Source organism: Vreelandella mediterranea (assembly GCF_970647075.1).
Genome location: NZ_OZ310198.1, coordinates 3,091,169 through 3,108,667 on the forward strand (window position 1 = coordinate 3,091,169; position 17,499 = coordinate 3,108,667).

18 protein-coding genes are annotated in these 17,499 nt (G+C 61.1%); 1 reads left to right on the top strand and 17 read right to left on the bottom strand.

What is annotated here, in order from left to right:
- Nucleotide 1: 1 nt before the first annotated feature.
- Genes tssG through tssB form a run of 5 tightly spaced genes read right to left on the bottom strand, consistent with a single transcriptional unit; the run spans nt 2 to nt 5,257 of the window.
- Nucleotides 2-1,024, bottom strand: coding sequence for a type VI secretion system baseplate subunit TssG (tssG, locus tag ACWFVE_RS14230; protein ID WP_447529919.1), 1,023 nt, complete (start codon nt 1,022-1,024; stop codon nt 2-4).
- Complete coding sequence (gene tssF / locus ACWFVE_RS14235; RefSeq protein WP_447529920.1) at nt 988-2,751, bottom strand: type VI secretion system baseplate subunit TssF; 1,764 nt, start codon at nt 2,749-2,751, stop codon at nt 988-990. Before tssF ends, tssG begins: the two co-directional genes overlap by 37 nt.
- A gap of 18 nt (nt 2,752-2,769) precedes the next feature.
- Nucleotides 2,770-3,201 (bottom strand): type VI secretion system baseplate subunit TssE, encoded by a 432-nt coding sequence (tssE, locus tag ACWFVE_RS14240; RefSeq protein ID WP_447529921.1) that lies wholly within the window; start codon nt 3,199-3,201, stop codon nt 2,770-2,772.
- A gap of 15 nt (nt 3,202-3,216) precedes the next feature.
- Nucleotides 3,217-4,701 (bottom strand): type VI secretion system contractile sheath large subunit, encoded by a 1,485-nt coding sequence (tssC, locus tag ACWFVE_RS14245; protein ID WP_447529922.1) that lies wholly within the window; start codon nt 4,699-4,701, stop codon nt 3,217-3,219.
- Nucleotides 4,702-4,750: 49 nt separating this feature from the next.
- Nucleotides 4,751-5,257: a type VI secretion system contractile sheath small subunit gene (gene tssB, locus ACWFVE_RS14250; RefSeq protein WP_447529923.1), complete on the bottom strand. Its 507-nt coding sequence runs from the start codon at nt 5,255-5,257 to the stop codon at nt 4,751-4,753.
- Nucleotides 5,258-5,904: 647 nt separating this feature from the next.
- Here tssB and ACWFVE_RS14255 point away from each other — a divergent pair.
- A complete protein-coding gene (locus ACWFVE_RS14255; RefSeq protein WP_447529924.1) occupies nt 5,905-6,423 on the top strand; it encodes an Hcp family type VI secretion system effector in 519 nt (172 codons plus the stop codon).
- Nucleotides 6,424-6,506: 83 nt separating this feature from the next.
- Here ACWFVE_RS14255 and ACWFVE_RS14260 read toward each other — a convergent pair whose 3' ends face one another.
- The 12 genes from ACWFVE_RS14260 to cysQ form a co-directional block, all read right to left on the bottom strand.
- Nucleotides 6,507-6,992 (bottom strand): pilus assembly PilX family protein, encoded by a 486-nt coding sequence (locus ACWFVE_RS14260; RefSeq protein WP_447529925.1) that lies wholly within the window; start codon nt 6,990-6,992, stop codon nt 6,507-6,509.
- Nucleotides 6,976-7,446 carry a PilW family protein gene (locus ACWFVE_RS14265; RefSeq protein ID WP_447529926.1) on the bottom strand — a complete coding sequence of 157 codons (471 nt, stop codon included), beginning with the start codon at nt 7,444-7,446 and terminating at the stop codon, nt 6,976-6,978. The genes ACWFVE_RS14260 and ACWFVE_RS14265 overlap by 17 nt, the downstream gene beginning before the upstream one ends.
- A 9-nt stretch (nt 7,447-7,455) precedes the next feature.
- Nucleotides 7,456-7,839, bottom strand: a complete 384-nt coding sequence (pilV, locus tag ACWFVE_RS14270; protein ID WP_447529927.1) for a type IV pilus modification protein PilV — start codon at nt 7,837-7,839, stop codon at nt 7,456-7,458.
- Entirely contained in the window at nt 7,839-8,237 is a 399-nt protein-coding gene (locus tag ACWFVE_RS14275; protein WP_447529928.1) for a type IV pilin protein, read from the bottom strand. Before ACWFVE_RS14275 ends, pilV begins: the two co-directional genes overlap by 1 nt.
- Nucleotides 8,238-8,299: 62 nt before the next feature.
- Nucleotides 8,300-9,295 carry a 4-hydroxy-3-methylbut-2-enyl diphosphate reductase gene (gene ispH, locus ACWFVE_RS14280; protein ID WP_447529929.1) on the bottom strand — a complete coding sequence of 332 codons (996 nt, stop codon included), beginning with the start codon at nt 9,293-9,295 and terminating at the stop codon, nt 8,300-8,302.
- 185 nt (nt 9,296-9,480) lie between these two features.
- Entirely contained in the window at nt 9,481-9,924 is a 444-nt protein-coding gene (gene fkpB / locus ACWFVE_RS14285) for an FKBP-type peptidyl-prolyl cis-trans isomerase (protein WP_447529930.1), read from the bottom strand.
- A gap of 10 nt (nt 9,925-9,934) precedes the next feature.
- A complete protein-coding gene (lspA, locus tag ACWFVE_RS14290; RefSeq protein WP_447529931.1) occupies nt 9,935-10,483 on the bottom strand; it encodes a signal peptidase II in 549 nt (182 codons plus the stop codon).
- Entirely contained in the window at nt 10,476-13,307 is a 2,832-nt protein-coding gene (ileS, locus tag ACWFVE_RS14295) for an isoleucine--tRNA ligase (protein WP_447529932.1), read from the bottom strand. Before ileS ends, lspA begins: the two co-directional genes overlap by 8 nt.
- An 8-nt stretch (nt 13,308-13,315) precedes the next feature.
- Entirely contained in the window at nt 13,316-14,455 is a 1,140-nt protein-coding gene (ribF, locus tag ACWFVE_RS14300) for a bifunctional riboflavin kinase/FAD synthetase (protein WP_447529933.1), read from the bottom strand.
- Between the two features lie 115 nt (nt 14,456-14,570).
- Nucleotides 14,571-16,145, bottom strand: coding sequence for a murein biosynthesis integral membrane protein MurJ (gene murJ / locus ACWFVE_RS14305; protein ID WP_447529934.1), 1,575 nt, complete (start codon nt 16,143-16,145; stop codon nt 14,571-14,573).
- A 79-nt stretch (nt 16,146-16,224) separates the two neighbouring features.
- Nucleotides 16,225-16,491, bottom strand: a complete 267-nt coding sequence (gene rpsT / locus ACWFVE_RS14310) for a 30S ribosomal protein S20 (RefSeq protein WP_447529935.1) — start codon at nt 16,489-16,491, stop codon at nt 16,225-16,227.
- 216 nt (nt 16,492-16,707) lie between these two features.
- The gene (cysQ, locus tag ACWFVE_RS14315; protein ID WP_447529936.1) at nt 16,708-17,493 is read right to left on the bottom strand and encodes a 3'(2'),5'-bisphosphate nucleotidase CysQ; all 786 of its coding nucleotides are present in this window, start codon (nt 17,491-17,493) and stop codon (nt 16,708-16,710) included.
- Nucleotides 17,494-17,499: the final 6 nt, after the last annotated feature.

Here is a 17,499-nt window from a genome sequence, read left to right on the forward strand (position 1 = left end):
TTTAACTCGTCATTTGAATGCGTACGCGGCGGCGCGTGCTTTCTTCGCCGCCCTCGGGGTCAACGAACGTGGTCCAGCCCAGCTGGCACGAGCCAGCATCACCAAGGCGCATGGGCTTTACCGCGCTCTCCAACAGTTCGAGCTCCAGGTCGTAGGCCAGCGGCTCGCGCAGCACGAAACTTACCAGGGTTTTCAGCGGGTCGTGCTCCTGGCCGTCGGGCAAAAAGTCGCGAAATCGCTCGAGACTCAAGCCGCGCAGGCAGAGCGCAAACTTACCCTGCACGTCGGCCACACGCTCGCCGGCCACGACATCCTCACCCAGTGTCATGCCGCTCATTCCGGTACGGCTTCGCTGATCCAGCGGGATCTCGACCCAGCGCTTGACCCACTGTTCGATCTCGACCTGCTCCAGATCGAAGCAGTGGCTGACGATGCCGCACACCACCTCCGGCGAGCGCGAGCGCCCGGCCAAAAGCCCGGCGTAGGCGAGCATCTTGCTCCAGTTGATCGGCGTTTCGCCGCGCAGGTTGGCGTCGGCCAACCCCACCAGCGCAAACACCGAGGCCGAGAAGCCATCTTCGGCGTTATCCTGGTAGCGCACGTAGTGGCGGTACTTGCGCCAGTTACGGTGCATCAACGTCAATAGACGATGATTGAAGAAATCCAAAAACGCCCCGGCGTTGCCCTCCTGGTGGGCCGACTCGTGGGCCAGCGCCTCCAGGTAGTAGCTCGGCAGCGGCGACTGCGAACCCTGCAGGCCCAGAAAGCTCACTTCCATGGCGTACTGGCCGTGCTCATCAAGGCCCAGCGCGAGTACGTCGCTGCCCGGGAAGCCGAGCGACGCCGAGCTCTTGTAGCGCACCCGCGAAAACACGGGCACGCTACCGCCAGGCCGCTGCTCCAGGTCGTCGCCGTGACGGTGGTGCAGAAGCTCTACCAATTGAAAAAAATCAAAGCGCCGCGCCCGGTTCAAAAGCGGCGCCAGCGCTACATCAGGGGCTGCTGCCCCGCTTGTGAGCTCCATACGTAACGCTCTTGGTTATGCCGGTTGATGACCTGCAACTCGTGAAAGGAGTTGATGCTGGCGTAAAGCGATAAAAAGCGCGCGAGGACACTGCCGAACAGGTACAGGCTGCCTTCATCGCCAAACGCGTCCTGGTCCAGGGTCATCACCGAGCGCAAACCGCGCACGGGCATGCCCCGGCGCAGCCGGTCCACCGGCTGCGTATCGATCTCGATAATGCCGTCCAGGCGTTTTTGCGCGACGCGCTCGGCCTGGCGGTCCACCAAAGCGCGAAAATCGTAGGCCTTGAGGACCGAGCAGAGCGCGTCGCGGCTGAGTAGCGACAGGTAGTTGAGCGACAAGTTGGAAATCAATGTCCAAAGCAGCCCGTCGTCGATCGCCGGGCGCAACACCGGGGTCGGCCGGGTCACGTTGCGAAAGCTTGCGAAGGTGGGGCTATTCTGGGTTTCCACGCAGATATCGCCCACGGTCAGCTGCTCGGGCAGCTCGCGGTTGCTGCAGGTCAGGCCCAGCGATATCGTCTCGCGCCGCCCAAGGCAGAGCGCTTCGTCGCCGCGTACCAGCGAGATATCGTGATCGAACCCGTCGCCGCGCATGCTGGTGCGCACCCGCGTCCGGAAATAGAGCGAGTCGCGCCCACGGTCGCGCTCGATCTGGTGCTGGAAGCTCTCGAAGGGGACATAGCGGCGCTGACCGTTTTGGGCACCGCTTCCCGCCCCTTCCAACCGCCCAACCACGTCGTCCACGCTGAACACCTCGAAGTGCGACGGCGCCTTACTGCTTGGGCGAATACGGTACTCGCTGCGCTCGCCGGTCAAATCGACCGGCTCGGCATCGTGCTCGAACAGGTTGATGGCCGGGGCGCAGTAGAGCGCCAGGTGTTCATCCTGAAGGCGCGCATCGGTGGGCAGCGGGCGCGAGAATACGAAGCGTAGCGTCACCTTCTCGGCGGTTTTCGCAGGTAGCGCGCCGCCCAGGCCATGCACATCGAAAAAGTGAAATGCCTCGGGAAAGCACAGGTACTCCTGCAAAATGCGATAGCCCTGGTGCACGTTGCGCGGGTAGGGCAAAAGCGCCTGGTCGGGCTCGAAGCCCACCGGGCGCAGGGCACTTGCCGGAAGCGTCTGGCGCTGGCCGTCGATCTCGAGCTCCAACCGGCCCAGGTAGTGGCTCATCCACAGATAGAGCGTGCGCGCGGTGTAGCCGTCGCCGCCCAGATAAAGACGCAGCGCCTCTACGCCGAGCTCGTTCATGGGCTGGTCGCTGTGCACGTCCATGGCAAGCTCGACGATCGAGGATTCGCGGGTATGGCGAGCGGTGACGCCCGCGTGGGCCAGCGGGTAGAGCGCAACATCGTGGCAGGTACGAAACAGGCAGGCGGTGCCTTCGACCGGTGTGCTCGAAAGCTCGGTACCGCGGGCCACGCTTTGCTGCTGACTGAGCACGTGCCAGACCGGAGTGAACTGTACCACCGCCATGCTCGGCACCGGACGCAGGTAGTTGGGCCATAGCATGCTGATCAGCGAGTGCGTCAGCTCCGGGAATTCGTCTTCCACCTTTTCGCGCATTCGCCCGGTCAAAAAGGCAAACCCTTCCAGCAGCCGCTCGACGTCCGGGTCGGTGCTTCGCTCGGACAGAAACCGGCTAAGGCCCGGGTTCGCCTCGGCAAACTCACGGCCCTGACGCTTGAGGAAGTTAAGTTCGTCGCGGTAGTAGCGGTTGAGCATGAATGACTTCCCGCGCGATCAGTTCATACACTGATAGCGCTTGTTGTTGAGCAGCAGATCGATCGTGGCCTGGGCGCTATCGTGGCCAAGCGCGACGGTGGCGTGCACTTGAAAACGCAGCTGCAAGGGGTCGCCGCCGTTAGGCAGCGACTCCACTTCCACCCGCTTTACCCGGGGCTCGAAGCGTTCGATGCATTGGCGGATCGCCTGCTTGATATTGAGCTCCAAATCCAACACGCCGATGGTGGCGTCGTTGAAATCCAAAAGCCCCAATTCCGGTGCACAGGCGCTGTTGCCGGGGTGGCTGTTGAGAAGCTCTACCAGGTGGCGTTTGATCGACTCCACCACCTCACCGAGCCGGGTCTCTTCCGAGCGCTGATCCGGCTGGTGAGGGGCCGCCAAGCGCTCGAACAATCGGCTGCCTAAACGCCCATTGCTTTGCGTGGCCATAGCGCGTTACTTCCCTTATTCCTTGTCGAGACGCCCGACCAGGGAGAGTTCGAAGTTCGCGCCCATGTACTTGAAGTGCGGACGTACCGACATCGATACCTGGTACCAGCCCGGCTCGCCTTCGACATCCGAGACCTGGATCGAGGCGGCGCGCAGCGGGCGGCGGCTACGTACATCGGAAGGCGGATTTTCCTGGTCGGCTACGTACTGGCGAATCCAGGCGTTGAGCTCGCGCTCCAGGTCCTGGCGCTCTTTCCAGGAACCGATCTGCTCGCGCTGAAGCACCTTCACGTAGTGCGCCAGGCGGTTGATGATGAACATATAAGGCAGTTGGGTGCCCAGTTTGAAGTTGGTCTCCGCGGCCTTGCCTTCGGTAGTGTTCGGGAACACCTTGGGCTTTTGCACCGAGTTGGCCGAGAAGAACGCGGCGTTGTCGCTGCCCTTGCGCATGGTCAGCGAGATGAAGCCCTCTTCGGCCATCTCGAACTCGCGCCGGTCGGTGATCAACACCTCGGTCGGAATTTTTGCCTGAAGCTGGCCGAAGGCCTCGTAGGTATGCACCGGCAGGTTTTCCACCGCGCCGCCGCTTTGCGGGCCGATGATGTTCGGGCACCAACGGTACTTGGCGAAGCTGTCGGTCAAACGCTCGGCGAGCAGGTAAGCGGTGTTACCCCAAAGGTAGTGCTCGTGGTTCTCGCTGACCGTTTCGCGGTAGTTGAAGGTCTTGACCGGGTTTTCGATCGGATCATAGGGCGTGCGCAGCAAAAAGCGCGGCGCGGTCAGGCCCAGATAGCGCGCATCTTCGGACTCGCGCAGACTGCGCCAGCGGGCGTATTTCGGCCCTTCGAAGATCGCTTTGAGATCCTTGATGTTGGGCAGCTCTTCGAAGCTGTCGACGCCGAAGAACGAAGGCGCCACCGACGACATGAAGGGCGCGTGCGCCATCGCGCCGACCGCCGAGGTGTACTGCAAAAGCTTCATGTCCGGCGTGGAAGGCGAGAAGTCGTAGTGGCCGATGATCCCGGCAACGGGCTCACCGCCGAACTGGCCATACCCGGCGTTATAGACGTGATGATAAAGACCGCTCTGGCTGACTTCCGGGGCGAATTCGAAATCTTCCAGAAGCTCCTGCTTGGTGGCGTGCAGCACATCGAGCTTGATGTTTTCGCGAAAGTCGGTGCGGTCGACCAGAAGCTTCAAACCTCGCCACGCGGACTCGAGCTGCTGAAACTCCTGGTTATGCAGCACTTCGTCCACTTGATGGCTGATCTTGCGATCGAGCTCGACGATCATGTTGTCCACGATCGACTTGTTCACCTTGGGCGCTGCGTTGTCATCCGCCAACAGCTGGGAAATAAAGGCGGCAACCCCTTGCTTGGCCACATCGTAGCCTTCATCGGCCGGGGCCATGCGGGTTTGCGCCATGACCTGGTCCAGCAGCGACGCCTCTTCTGTCTCTGTCTGAACCGTTTGGGACTGATCTTTAACCGTCTTGCTCATCGTTTCGTCTCGCACTATTGGGGTTAGCAAATTGATACACGGGCCGGGGTTACTCGTTAGGGCGCTCGGTATCCATTAACTCCAATTCATTGAGAAGCTGCTGGCGCGCTTCGTCGTTTTCCAGCAGTTTTTGCAAACGATCCCGGAAAGCGGGTACGTTGCCCAGCGGGCCTTTCAGCGCTACCAGCGCTTCGCGCAGCTCGACCAGCTTGCGAAGCTCCGGCACCTGTTTGGCGAGCGAGTCCGGCGAGAAGTCTTCAAGAGACTTAAAGGAAAGATTAACGGCCATATCGCCGGCGTCCTCGCCCTCTTCGAGGCGATTGGCCACCGAGGTTTGCAGGGACAAATCGGCTTCGCGCATGACCGACTGAAAGTTGTTCTTGTCCACCGATACGGATTGGCGCTCTTCGATGGGCGTCTCTTCTTCGCCGCCCTTGAAGTCGCCTACTACCAGCAGTTTGAGCGGAAGCTCGGTATCCGCCTGCTGGTCGCCGGTGGCCGGAACGTATTTGATATTGATGCGCTCTTTCGGCGCGACGGTGCCTTGTTTAGCCATTGGATGCGTCCTGAAAGCGAGAAAATCGAACGTTTACGTTAATAATTCTCAATTAACGCAAGTTAACGAATTCGCTTGAACGGTGCCAATGCGCCATTTTTAAACACTCAGGAAGTGGCGTCGTAAAGGAAACTTTTTCACTCTGAATTTGCGCGACAATTGGCACAATTTTGTAGAATTTAGCCGACCATCTAATATAAATTAATTTATAAAAAATCAATGTAAGATATCTCTTACACAACAAGACGATAATGTCTTACAAATAAAATCCTGATTTTCTCAACCTAAAATCTCAATCCGGGTGGCCTTGGTGCCAAGTGATGGTTAGGCTGGCCACTTTTTCACCCCCGAAGCCTCACTTCAATGAGCCTTTTCGCCGCTGTGGAGCGCTTCTTTGCCTGGCTTTGACTAATTAAACGTTATAATCAACTCGGCCTGCTGAATTTCAAGCAACTTGTTGCCCCGCAGGCAAGTGCTTGCCTGCTTTCGGGCAAGTCTCGGCCCAGGCACACTTTCATAAAATTTTAATATTTTTATAAGAGCTTGATTAGAAGGGCGATTTTTTAGATGGCATACGGCTTGCCTTAGTAAATAGTGTTCACCGGGTATTCGTACCCTTATCGCAACGCTTGATCGAGGAGCTATTTATGCCAACTCCATGTTATATCAGCATCGAAGGCCAGACTCAGGGCAACATCACAGCCGGCGCCTTCACACCGGACTCCGTCGGCAACATCTATGTCGAAGGTCACGAAGATGAAATGCTGGTCCAGGAATTCAAGCACGTCGTCACGGTGCCCACCGACCCGCAGTCCGGTCAGCCCTCCGGCCAGCGCGCCCACAAGCCGTTCGTATTCACCGTCGCGCTGAACAAAGCCGTGCCGCTGATGTACAACGCCTTGGCCTCCGGCGAAATGCTGCCCACCGTAGAGCTTAAGTGGTACCGCACCTCGGTCGAAGGTAAGCAGGAGCACTTCTTCACCACCTCGCTGACCGATGCCACCATCGTCGATATCAACCTGCGTATGCCCCACGCCCAGGACATCCAGAAGTCCGAGTTCACTCAGCTGATGGACGTGTCACTGGCATATCGTAAAATCGATTGGGAACACACCGTTGCCGGCACCTCGGGTTCCGACGACTGGCGTGCGCCGATCGAAGGCTAAGCATTGCCTCAATGCTTGCCGCATAAAAAAACCCCTTCCTTGTGAAGGGGTTTTTTTATGGGCGCGCAATTTGTCTCTCCCTACTACTCCCAACGCCTCTGCCCCGCTCCTTCGTCCCCTTCCACGCGCACAAAAACCGGCTCGCTGTGCGCGATCAGTGACGCGCGGGCGTCGTCGTGTGCGTAGACCACGCCTAGCGCCATCACCCAGTGCTCGTCGTTGCGAATAACGGGAAGATAAACACAGCTGCGGGCGCGGCAGCGGTGAACGGCGCCAGGCTTTTGGGAGAAAACGGGGAAGCGTAGGCGCTGGTCGGGGGCGAGAGTTGGGGCGTTCTCCCAGTCAAGCGTATCGAACGTGGAGAGTGCTTCGACGGCGGCGGTTTCTGCGCGCATTTGCGCCTTTAGCGCGGCGCGGTAGTTGGCCGCCTGGCGCTGGTCGATGAGCGCCGACTGCACCCCGACGATGCCGAGCATCAAAGCGCTTGCCAGCACCACCATGACCACGGCCAGCGCCGCCCCTTGCTGGCGGGCCGGCCGTTCGGGGGAGACCTCAGGGTGCCAAATCATCGCGGGCTAACACACGTTGGCGCGGGGTAATGTGAAAGGCGATGTCTTGGCCCTTGGGCCCCAGCGGCAGCGCAATGCGAAGCGCGCCGTCGCCCACCGGTTCGCCCAAGGGCTCGTCCCGCGGGCAGGCGCTTTCGCCGAGCCTTTCGAACGACACCAGCGGCTGGGCCTCGGTGGTGTCCTGTACCGTGCAGCGGCACTCGCTGGACGTTGCGCGGCAGGTCAGGTGAAATAGCGCCTCTGCCTGGCCGTTAACGCCACCCTCGCGCCTTAGCCGGCTGGCGAGTGTCGTTGCGGTATACACCAGCGTCTCCTGTTGGCGGCCCAGTCGGTCGACCTGCTCGAAGGTATGAAAGCTTGAGAGGAGCAGTTGCCCGGCACCGATCACCAAAAGACTGCCCAGGGTCAGGGCGACCAAAAGCTCGCTAAGTGTGAAGCCCCGCTGTCTGCCCATCGTGCCCTCCTATAGCTCGCCCGGCAGCAAAAACCGGTACTTCGCGTTAGCCAAAGACGCGTGCGTGACGGTGATGACGAACCCACAGCCTTGGCGCTGAATATCGCCGGACGCCTGTTCAAGCACTGCCCCGCTATCCGTAAACCAGTGGCGCTGCCAGGCGCGCTCGACGCCTTCGAGTTTGCGACCGGCGCAGCGCGGGCTGGCCTGATACGCCGCCCAAAGCCGCTCCTGGGCATCCAACACGGCAACGCTTGCCAGCGTACGCTGGTAGCCCTCGCTTGCGCTTTGCAGCGCCTTTAGCTGTAGCGCCCCCATGCCGATCAAGCCGATCGATAGAATCAGCAGCGCGACCAGCGCCTCCACCAGGGAGAAGCCGCGCTGGTCAACCATTACCAGCACTCCTCGGGGCGGCGCTCGCCGAGCGCATTCAGGGTAAGCGGGTTATCGCAGCCGTCATCGCGTGAGGTGTTGGCCGAGATTAAAAAGCCGCCTTGCTCCTCGTTGGGTTCGAACGTCAGCGCATAGTGGCCATCCGGCGAGGACTCGGTAATGGAGCAGCCGTTTTCATAGCTGTAGTTACGTGAGTAGCAGCGCTCGAGCTCGGCGGCGGCGTTGAGTAAACCCGCCTTACCGTCGGTACGTACCGCGTTTTCGACGTAGCGCTGGTAGCCCGGGTAGGCGATGCCCGCCAGCAGGCCAATGATGGCCGCGACGATGAGCATTTCGATGAGAGTGAAGCCGCGCTGGTGCGTCGATGCACCCGCGCGGTGATCCAGGAAGTTAGCCACTCGGTACGCCTCGTTTTAATTAGCCCATACCCTGAGTATGGCGAAACTGCGTACCGATTGCATTAGCTGCTTGCGATGACCTGGTCGCGAAGCTCTTTAGGCATGGAAAAAGTAATGTTCTCTTCGCGCCCGGCAAGTTCGCTTGGGTCGGTCGCGCCCAGGGATTTGAGCCGGTCGATGACCCCTTTGACCAGCACTTCCGGGGCGCTGGCGCCGGCGGTCACGCCGATGCGTGAAACGTTATCGAGCCAGTGGCTTTCGATCTGCTCGGCGTTATCGATGAGATACGCCGGCGTGCCGATGCGCTCGGAGAGCTCGCGCAGGCGGTTGGAGTTGGAGCTATTGGGGCTTCCGACCACGAGGATCAGATCGTTTTCGGCGGCCAGGTCCCGCACCGCATCCTGGCGGTTTTGGGTGGCGTAGCAGATGTCGTTTTTGCGCGGGCCCTGAATCTCGGGGAATTTATCCCGCAGGGCGTCGATCACCTTGGCCGTATCGTCCATCGAGAGCGTGGTTTGCGTCACGAAGGAGAGCGTCGCCGGGTCGCTCACTTCGAGATTGGCTACGTCTTCTTCATCCTCGACCAGATAGATACGCCCGCCAAAGGAGGTGTCGTAGCGGCCCATGGTGCCCTCGACTTCCGGATGGCCTTCGTGGCCGATCAGGATGCACTCCTGGCCGCGCTTGGCGTAGCGCAGCACTTCCATATGCACCTTGGTCACCAGCGGGCAGGTCGCGTCGAACACCTTGAGCCCGCGCTGGTCGGCGTCTTCCTGCACGGCCTGGGAAACCCCGTGGGCGGAAAAGATCACGATGACGTCGTCCGGCACCTCGTCGAGCTCTTCGACGAACACCGCGCCGCGCTCACGAAGCGAATCCACGACGAATTTATTGTGGACCACTTCGTGGCGCACGTAGACCGGCGGGCCGAAAACGTCCAGGGCGCGGTTGACGATATCGATGGCGCGGTCCACTCCGGCACAAAAGCCGCGGGGGTTGGCCAGTTGAATCGTGACCGGCTGCGTCGGTTCTGAAAGCTCGGTTTGGGGTGCGTTCATAATAGCGCCTTGATGCGTGAGCGCATCGCTAGTGAATAAAAGCCCGGGTGCTCGAAAGGTGACGCCAAGGGCATGCCCTTACGGACAGCGCCGCGCCCGGCTTGTTCTATTGACGGGCGTTTCCCGCTTTTCGATTAAAGCGTTAAACCGTGTCAGTTGTATAACAAGCCCGGCGCAAGCGCACTTTAGTGCGTGGTCATCGGCTTGACGTCGAGCACCTCGACCTCGAAGGTCAGTGTACGCCCGGCGAGGGGGTGATTGAAGTCCACCTCGATCCGGTCGCCGTCAATGGTCTTGACCACGCCGGGAAGCTCGGTGCCCGCCTTGTCGGCAAAGGACATCACCATGCCGATTTCCGGCTCTTCGTCGCCGAAGTCCGCGCGCTTGAGCGTTTGAATGTTTTGCTCGTTGTGCTGGCCGAAGGCGTGCTCCGGGGTGATATCGAACGTACCCTGCTGGCCCGGCGCCAATCCCTTGATGGGATACTCGAAACCCGGCGGCAGGTTGCCGTCGCCAAAGGTGAAACTCGCCGGCGCTTTCTCTTTGGTCGAGTCCACCACCGTACCGTCTTCGAGTTTCAGGGTGAAATGCAGGGTAATGTCCATACCCTCGTCGATGACATAGTCCATACGCTTCTCGCTATTGGCTGCTTTCGTGTAACGCGGCTTTCTTGCGTCGCCGATCGCCCATGATTGATTCCCAGATTAGCAGGGCGGCGCCGATCACGATGCCCATATCCGCCACGTTGAACGCCGGGTAGTACCAGCCCGCCACGTGAAAGGACAAAAAGTCCACCACGTAACCGTGGATCAGGCGATCATACAGATTGCCCAGCGCCCCGCCGATGATCAAGGGAAGCGCTACGGCCAAAAGCCTCTCGTCCCGGCGGATGCGCGAAAGCCAGATCGTCAGCCCCACACTCGCACCCACGGCGATAAGGGCAAAGAACCAGCGCTGCCAGCCAGGGTGGTTGGCCAAAAAACTGAAGGCCGCCCCAAAGTTATGCATCAAACGCAAATCGAAAAAGGGCAGCACGCGTAACGGCTGATTATAGTCGAGCAGATGACTCATCGCGTACTTGCTCGCCAGGTCCAGCGCGATGACCGCCACCGCCAGCCACAGCCAGCGTAGCGGGCGGTGCATGGGCGGTGGGCTTGCAAGCGGCGCCTTCGGCGCGGCCTCAGGCATAGCGGCGGACCTCGCCCGGGCCATCCGGCAGGTTCAGAATCGAGCGCTCGCAAAGGGTCGGGTGCTCTGGATGGCTGCCTACGTCCGGGCGGCGCTCCCAGCTACGCTCGCACTTCTCATACGGGCTCGGTATCACAGCGACTTTCAGCCCATCGAGCTCGCTGTGGGCGCTGGCGTCGGCTTCCTCCAGCGGTTTGAGCGTGGCCTCGGAGGTGATCAGCACGAAGCGCAGCTCGTCGCCCAGGCTTTCCAGCAGCGTACGGAATTCGTCGCTGACATAAAGCGTCGCTTCGCTATCCAGCGACCCCTTGATGGTGCCTTCGCCCCGCGCCTCTTCCAGACGCTTGTTGACCGCGTGCTTGACCTCCATGACCTGCTCCCAGAACGCCCGGCCCATCGGCGCGTCGTCGTTAAGCGCCGCCAGTCCTTCGTAATAGGTCTCGAGCAGCACGCTATCGCCGCGCTCGCCGGGGATGTGCTCGAAAATTTCTTCGGCGGTGAAGGAGAGAATCGGCGCGACCCAGCGGGCGAGCGCTTCGATTACGTGATAAAGCGCGCTCTGGCAGCTACGCCGGGCCAGCGAATCCGCCTGGGTGGTGTACTGGCGGTCCTTGATGATATCCAAGTAGAAGCCGCCCAAGTCCCGGGCGCAGAAGTCGTGCACCTGCTGGTAAACGTCGCGGAAACGGTACTCATCAAACGCCGTCTGGATACGCCCCTGAAGCTGCGCGGTGCGATCCACGATCCAACGATCCAACGCAATCATGTCGTCAAAGGCGACCATGTCGCGGTTTGGCTCGAAGCCGGTCAGGTTGCCCAGCAAAAAGCGTGCGGTATTACGTATACGCCGGTAGACATCGGCGGTGCGCTTCAATATCTCATCAGACACCGCCATTTCGCCGGAGTAGTCCGTCGAGGCGGTCCACAGGCGCAGAATGTCGGCGCCGAGCTTGTCCATCACCGTTTGCGGGGCAACCACGTTGCCGATCGACTTGGACATCTTGCGCCCTTGGGCGTCCACGGTGAAGCCGTGGGTCAGAAGCTGGCGGTACGGCGGGTGGCCGTCGATCGCCGAGCCGGTCAAGAGCGACGAGTGGAACCAACCGCGGTGCTGATCCGAGCCTTCCAGGTACAGATCCGCCCGCGGGCCGGACTCGTGGCCGTGGGGGTGCGAGCCCCGGAGCACGTGGCGGTGAGTGGTGCCGGAGTCGAACCACACATCCAGGGTGTCGGAGATCTTGTCATAGTCGCCGGCCTCACTACCCAGAAGCTCGGCGGCCTCGAGGCTGAACCAGGCGTCGATGCCGCCCTCTTCCACGCGCTTGGCGGCTTCTTCCATCAGCTCGACGGTGCGCGGGTGCAGCTCGCCGGTCTGCTTGTGCAGGAAAAACGGAATCGGCACGCCCCAGTTACGCTGGCGCGAGATGCACCAGTCCGGGCGGTTGGCGATCATGCTGTGCAGTCGCGCCTGGCCCCAGCTGGGAGTGAAGGCGGTAGCATCGATCCCCTCGAGGGCTTTCTGGCGAAGGGTCTTGCCGTCACGGCCTTCGATATCCATGCCCACGAACCACTGGGCCGTGGCGCGGTAGATCACCGGCGTCTTGTGGCGCCAGCAGTGCATGTAGCTGTGGGTGATCGGCTTGTGCGCCATCAGCGCGCCGGCCTCATCGAGTGCGGCGACGATGTTCGGGTTCGCTTTCCAGATCATCTGCCCGCCGAACATCTCGAGGGCATCGACGTAGACGCCGTTGCTCTGCACCGGGTTAAGCATATCGTCAAAACTCATGCCGTAATCGCGGCAGGTGTTGAAGTCATCCACGCCGTAAGACGGCGCGGAGTGAACGATACCGGTGCTGCCGACTTCACTCTCGACGTAGTCCGCCAGATACACCGGCGACAGGCGATCATAAAGCGGATGGCGGAAGTTGATCAGCTCAAGCGACGCCCCTTTCGCGGTGGCGATGACTTCGCCTTGCAGGCCGAAACGCTCCAGACAGCTCTCGACCAGCTCTTCGGCGAGCAGCAAAAGCCGCTCGCCGGTGTCGACCAGCGCGTAGGTGAACTCGGGGTGGACGTTCAGCGCTTGGTTGGCCGGGATGGTCCAGGGCGTGGTGGTCCAGATGACCACGGCGGCGGGCTTTGAAAGCGAATCCAAACCGAAGGCCGTGGCCAGCTTGTCGGCGTCTTCGACCGGGAAGGCGACGTCGATGGCGTCGGACTTCTTGTCCTGGTACTCCACTTCGGCCTCGGCCAAGGCGGAGGCGCAGTCGAAGCACCAGTTGACCGGCTTCAGCCCCTTGAAGACGTACCCCGCGTCGACCATGTCGGCCAGCGCCCGGATCTCGCCGGCCTCATTGACGAAATCCATCGAGCGGTAAGGATGGTGCCAGTCGCCGATCACGCCCAGGCGCACGAAATCGGTGAGCTGGGTTTCGATCTGGGCACCGGCGTACTCGCGGCAGAGTTCGCGAGCTTTTTCCGGCGACAGGTGTTTGCCGTGGGTGGTTTCCACCTTGTGCTCGATCGGCAGGCCATGGCAGTCCCAGCCCGGCACGTAAGGGGCGTCGAACCCGGCCAGGTTCTTGGACTTGACGATGATGTCCTTGAGGATCTTATTGACGGCGTGACCGATATGGATGCTGCCGTTGGCGTAGGGAGGGCCATCGTGCAGCACGAAAATCGGCGCGCCGGCGCGGGCATCGCGCAGGCGCTGGTAAAGGTCCATATCCTGCCATTTGGAAACCCGACCCGGCTCCTGCTTGGGCAGCATGCCGCGCATGGGGAAGTCGGTTTCAGGCAGATTGAGCGTTTGCTTGTAGTCCATAGGTCCGGTCAGCCGTCGTTAGCATCGGCGTCGTCCGCCGAAGAGAAATCAGAAGAAGCGGCTTCTCGCCCAAGCGGGGCCGAAGCCAGCCAAACATCCAGCGCGTCGCCTTCAAAGGCCGCTCTGGATGCGTGTGATGTGAAATCCGGTAAGACGGAATCCGTTGAAGCAAACTCCGTCGGGGTGTCCGTCGTCGAGGCAGTCTCTGTAAGGCCTGCCTGGGACGGGGCAAAATAGTACCGGCCCCGCTCCTGGTCGCGCTGAATCTGCGCTTTGAGTGCTGCGAAGTCGTCGAACTTTACCTCCCCGCGTAGCCGCACGCAGGGGTACACCGAAAGCCGCTGGCCATAAAGGTCGCCGCTAAAATCATAAAGGTGCACCTCGAGGGTCGGCCGCTTGGCGCCCACCGTTGGACGAAAGCCGACGTTGGCCACCCCCGGGTAGCAGGTGCCGTCCTCGAGCTCGGCCACCACCGCGAACACGCCGCGAAGCGTCAGCGGCTGGGGCAGAAGCGGCAAATTCGCCGTCGGCGCGCCGATGGTGCGCCCCAGCTGCTGGTCGCGCACCACCCGCCCGGACACCGAGTAGGGCCGGCCCAGCAAACGCCGCGCGGCGGCGAAATTACCGCTGGCAAGCATGGTGCGCACCCGCGAACTCGACACACGCTCGTCTTCCAGCGTGAAGGTGCGCGTGTGCTCCACGGCGAAGCCTTCTTCGTCACCCACGACTTTTAAAAGCTCGAAGTCACCGCGCCGGTCGCAGCCAAAGCGAAAGTCGTCGCCCACCACCAGGTGTTTGACGCCCAGGCCCTCGATCAACACCTGGTCGATGAACTCGCGCCCGGTCAGGCTTCTAAGGGTGTCGTTGAACGCCAGACAAAGCACGCGCTCGGCGCCGTGCTGCCCAAGTAAGCGCACCTTTTCACGCAGCCTTGTCAAGCGCGGCGGGGCCTGCTCGCCGGCAAAATACTCCCGGGGCTGAGGCTCGAAGACCACGACCGTCAGCGGTACGCCTAGGCGCGCCGCGTGCTCGCGGCACTGCTGCATGATCGCCTGATGGCCGCGGTGCACGCCGTCGAAGTTACCGATGGTGGCAACGCAGCCGCGCTCATCCGCGGTTAAATTGTGCAGACCTCGTATAACGTGCATGGCCCCTCTAGCGTTAAGCGTGGGTAAAGGCTGGATCAATACAAGAAAGCCTTTGATTATAACGAACGCGCCGGGAAGCTGCAGTCAAGATTACGCGCGCGGGCCCAAGGCGAAATCAGCTCGTCAGTTTGAAGTGGCGAAGCCTAAGCCCCCAGGCGCCCAGCCAGGCAAAGTAGAGCCCGCCACCCAGAGCGATCAGCCCGAACACCCAGCCGATTCGCTGCCAAAGGCCAACGTCCAGCCACTCTTGCCAAGGCGGTGTCACCAGATAAAGTGCCGTACCCATCAGAGCGCTTCCGCCAATGAGCTGCACCGCGTAGCGCCCCCAGCCGGGCTGGAACACCAGCACTTTCTCACGGTAGAGCAAATAGCCCAAAAGCCCGGCGTTCAAAAACGCCGAGAGCGCCGTGGCCAGCGCCAGCCCCGCGTGAGCCAGCGGCCAGATCAGCATAAGATTGAAGACCATATTGGCGAGCATGGCGAAAATGCCCACCTTGACCGGCGTTTTGGTGTCCTGACGAGCAAAAAAGCCCGGCGCCAGCACCTTGATCAGCATGAAGGCCACCAGCCCTACGGCGTAAGCGCGCAGGCTCATCGAGGCCATCTGGATGTCGTTGTCGGTCATCGCGCCGTAGTGAAACAGGGTAATCAAAAAAGGCTCGGCGAGCACCACCAGCGCAAGGGCTGCTGGCACCCCCAAAAGCAACACGACGCGAATCGCCCAGTCGAGCATTTTGGCGAAGTGTTCGCTGGACTGCTCGGCGTGGCGCTTGGAGAGCGCAGGCAAAATCACCGTGCCAATCGCCACGCCGAATACCCCCAGCGGAAGCTCCACCAAACGGTCCGAATAGTAGAGCCAGGAGACGCTGCCCGCGGCCAAAAGCGAGGCCAGCACCGTATCCAGCAGCAGGTTGATCTGCGACACCGACACGCCAAAAAGCGCCGGGCCCATCAGTTTCAGAATACGTTTGACGCCCTCGTGGGCGAAGTTTGGCCAGGGCGTGGGCAAAAGCCCGAGCCGGTAGAGAAACGGCACCTGAAACGCGAGCTGGGCGGCGCCTGCGATCAGTACCCCCCAGGCCAGCGCCATGGCGGGCTCTTCCATCAACGGCATCAGAAAAAGCGCCGCGCCAATCAGCGACAAATTCAACAGCACCGGCGTAAAGGCGGGCACGGCGAACCGGTTCCAGGTATTGAGCACGCTTCCGGAAAACGCGGTCAGCGAAATCAGTAGCAGATACGGAAAGGTAAGGCGCAGCATGTCCGCGGTGAGCGCGAGCTTTTCCGGGTCATCGCGGCCAAAACCCGGCGCGAAGAGCCAGACGAGCCAGGGCGCGCTCAGCATGGCGAGTGCTGTAATCAGCGCCAAAATGGCGGTCAAACTGCCCGCCACGGCATTCAAGAGCTCGCGGATCTCCTCGCGGGTGCGTTGGGTGGAGTACTCCGAGAGCACCGGCACGAAGGCCTGGTTAAAGGCGCCTTCGGCAAACAGCCTGCGTAGAAAATTGGGGATCTTGAAGGCAACGAAAAACGCATCCGCGCCGTTACCCGCACCCAGGAAGGTCGCGACCACGACGTCCCGCGCAAGCCCCATAACGCGTGAAAGCATGGTCATGGCGCTGACCACCAGCCCCGAGCGCATTAGCCCGCGTTTGGCCACCGCTGTGTGTTGGGGGGAGGTCTGTGTCATCGCGTCATCCGTCGGGCTCGAGCATTTATCCAGGCACAAAAAAACCGGCCGCAGCCGGTTTTTTCAAGACGCTGCCGGCTTACGCTGCCAGCGCTTTAATCCGCTTGTTCAAGCGGCTTTTCAGGCGCGCGGCCTTTTTCTTGGACAGCGCGTCCTTGTCGGCGATGCGGTCAACGACCGGCTGCATCACCTTGAACTCTTCCATTGCCTTGCCATGGTCGCCGGTGTTGATCGCTTTGATCACACGCTTGACGTAGGTGCGGACCATGCTGCGCTGGCTGGATTTCAGGACGCGACGTGACTCGGCCTGGCGGGCGCGCTTGCGAGCTTGCTTGCTGTTCGCCACTGGTATCTCCTTGGAGAATAAAGGTTGCCTTTAGGGCAACGAATTAACTATGTAATTTCGCGGGGCATGAGCCCAATCGCGACATTTCCTTAACAACCAATTGATTTGGCTAAACTTTGCGCTTTGCCAAAACGTGTAACGCGCAGCTCAAAAACTGCCCGTTCAACGCTCTTGTCTGAGAGGATGGCGTAGTCTATCACGCGTGGGCGGGGCTTGCTAGCGCTTGTCAAGCGGGGCGCCCCAGACAAAAAAGCTCGGATTCAATACCTGCTCGGGGGTGTGGTAACCAAGCGGCTCCCCCGCCTGGTCGACCACGCAGCCACCGGCCTCTTCGACCAGGACTTGAGCGGCGGCGGTGTCCCAAAGGCTGGTCGGCCCGAAGCGCGGGTAAACGTCGGCACGCCCCTCGGCAATCAGGCACGCTTTTAGCGAGCTTCCCAACGGAGTTATGCGGTGCGCGCCCAGGCTCTCGAGCCAAGCACTCAGTCGCGGGTCCTGATGCGAGCGGCTGCCGAGTACGCGATAGCCCTGCGCTGGCACGGCGGCGCAGCTGCGAATGGGCTGCCAGGTGCCCGCTTGCTGCGCCTTGAAGGCGCCAAGCCCGCGCGCCGCCAGGTAGCTTACGTTCAGCGCCGGGGCCACGACCACGCCGAGCACCGGCGCGCCACGGTGAATCAGCGCGATATTCACCGTAAACTCGTCGTTACGCTTGATGAACTCTTTAGTGCCATCCAGTGGGTCGACCAGCCAGTAAGTGCACTCCGGCGCCGGGCCTTCGAAATGCGCCACGCTCTCCTCGGAGAGCACCGGCACCTCTGGAGTAAGGTGCTCGAGTGCTTCGACGATGGCAGCGTTGGCGCGGGTATCGGCCTCGGTGACCGGGCTCTGGTCGGCTTTTAACGCCACCGTGATCTCCTGGCGATACACCGTCAGAATGATATCCGAAGCGCTTAGCGCAATCTGCCACACCGCCTCCAACAGCGGCTTGTCCACGTTGGGCACGCGGCT

Excerpts from the sequence above, each read along its gene's own strand:
- ileS (WP_447529932.1), bottom strand. The coding sequence starts at position 13,307 with ATGGACTACAAGCAAACGCTCAATCTGCCTGAAACCGACTTCCCCATG.
- tssF (WP_447529920.1), bottom strand. The coding sequence starts at position 2,751 with ATGCTCAACCGCTACTACCGCGACGAACTTAACTTCCTCAAGCGTCAG.
- pilV (WP_447529927.1), bottom strand. The coding sequence starts at position 7,839 with ATGGTTGACCAGCGCGGCTTCTCCCTGGTGGAGGCGCTGGTCGCGCTG.
- murJ (WP_447529934.1), bottom strand. The coding sequence starts at position 16,145 with ATGACACAGACCTCCCCCCAACACACAGCGGTGGCCAAACGCGGGCTA.
- lspA (WP_447529931.1), bottom strand. The coding sequence starts at position 10,483 with ATGCCTGAGGCCGCGCCGAAGGCGCCGCTTGCAAGCCCACCGCCCATG.
- ispH (WP_447529929.1), bottom strand. The coding sequence starts at position 9,295 with ATGAACGCACCCCAAACCGAGCTTTCAGAACCGACGCAGCCGGTCACG.
- tssC (WP_447529922.1), bottom strand. The coding sequence starts at position 4,701 with ATGAGCAAGACGGTTAAAGATCAGTCCCAAACGGTTCAGACAGAGACA.
- ACWFVE_RS14260 (WP_447529925.1), bottom strand. The coding sequence starts at position 6,992 with ATGATTTGGCACCCTGAGGTCTCCCCCGAACGGCCGGCCCGCCAGCAA.
- fkpB (WP_447529930.1), bottom strand. The coding sequence starts at position 9,924 with ATGGACTATGTCATCGACGAGGGTATGGACATTACCCTGCATTTCACC.
- ribF (WP_447529933.1), bottom strand. The coding sequence starts at position 14,455 with ATGCACGTTATACGAGGTCTGCACAATTTAACCGCGGATGAGCGCGGC.
- ACWFVE_RS14255 (WP_447529924.1), top strand. The coding sequence starts at position 5,905 with ATGCCAACTCCATGTTATATCAGCATCGAAGGCCAGACTCAGGGCAAC.
- tssE (WP_447529921.1), bottom strand. The coding sequence starts at position 3,201 with ATGGCCACGCAAAGCAATGGGCGTTTAGGCAGCCGATTGTTCGAGCGC.
- ACWFVE_RS14265 (WP_447529926.1), bottom strand. The coding sequence starts at position 7,446 with ATGGGCAGACAGCGGGGCTTCACACTTAGCGAGCTTTTGGTCGCCCTG.
- tssG (WP_447529919.1), bottom strand. The coding sequence starts at position 1,024 with ATGGAGCTCACAAGCGGGGCAGCAGCCCCTGATGTAGCGCTGGCGCCG.
- tssB (WP_447529923.1), bottom strand. The coding sequence starts at position 5,257 with ATGGCTAAACAAGGCACCGTCGCGCCGAAAGAGCGCATCAATATCAAA.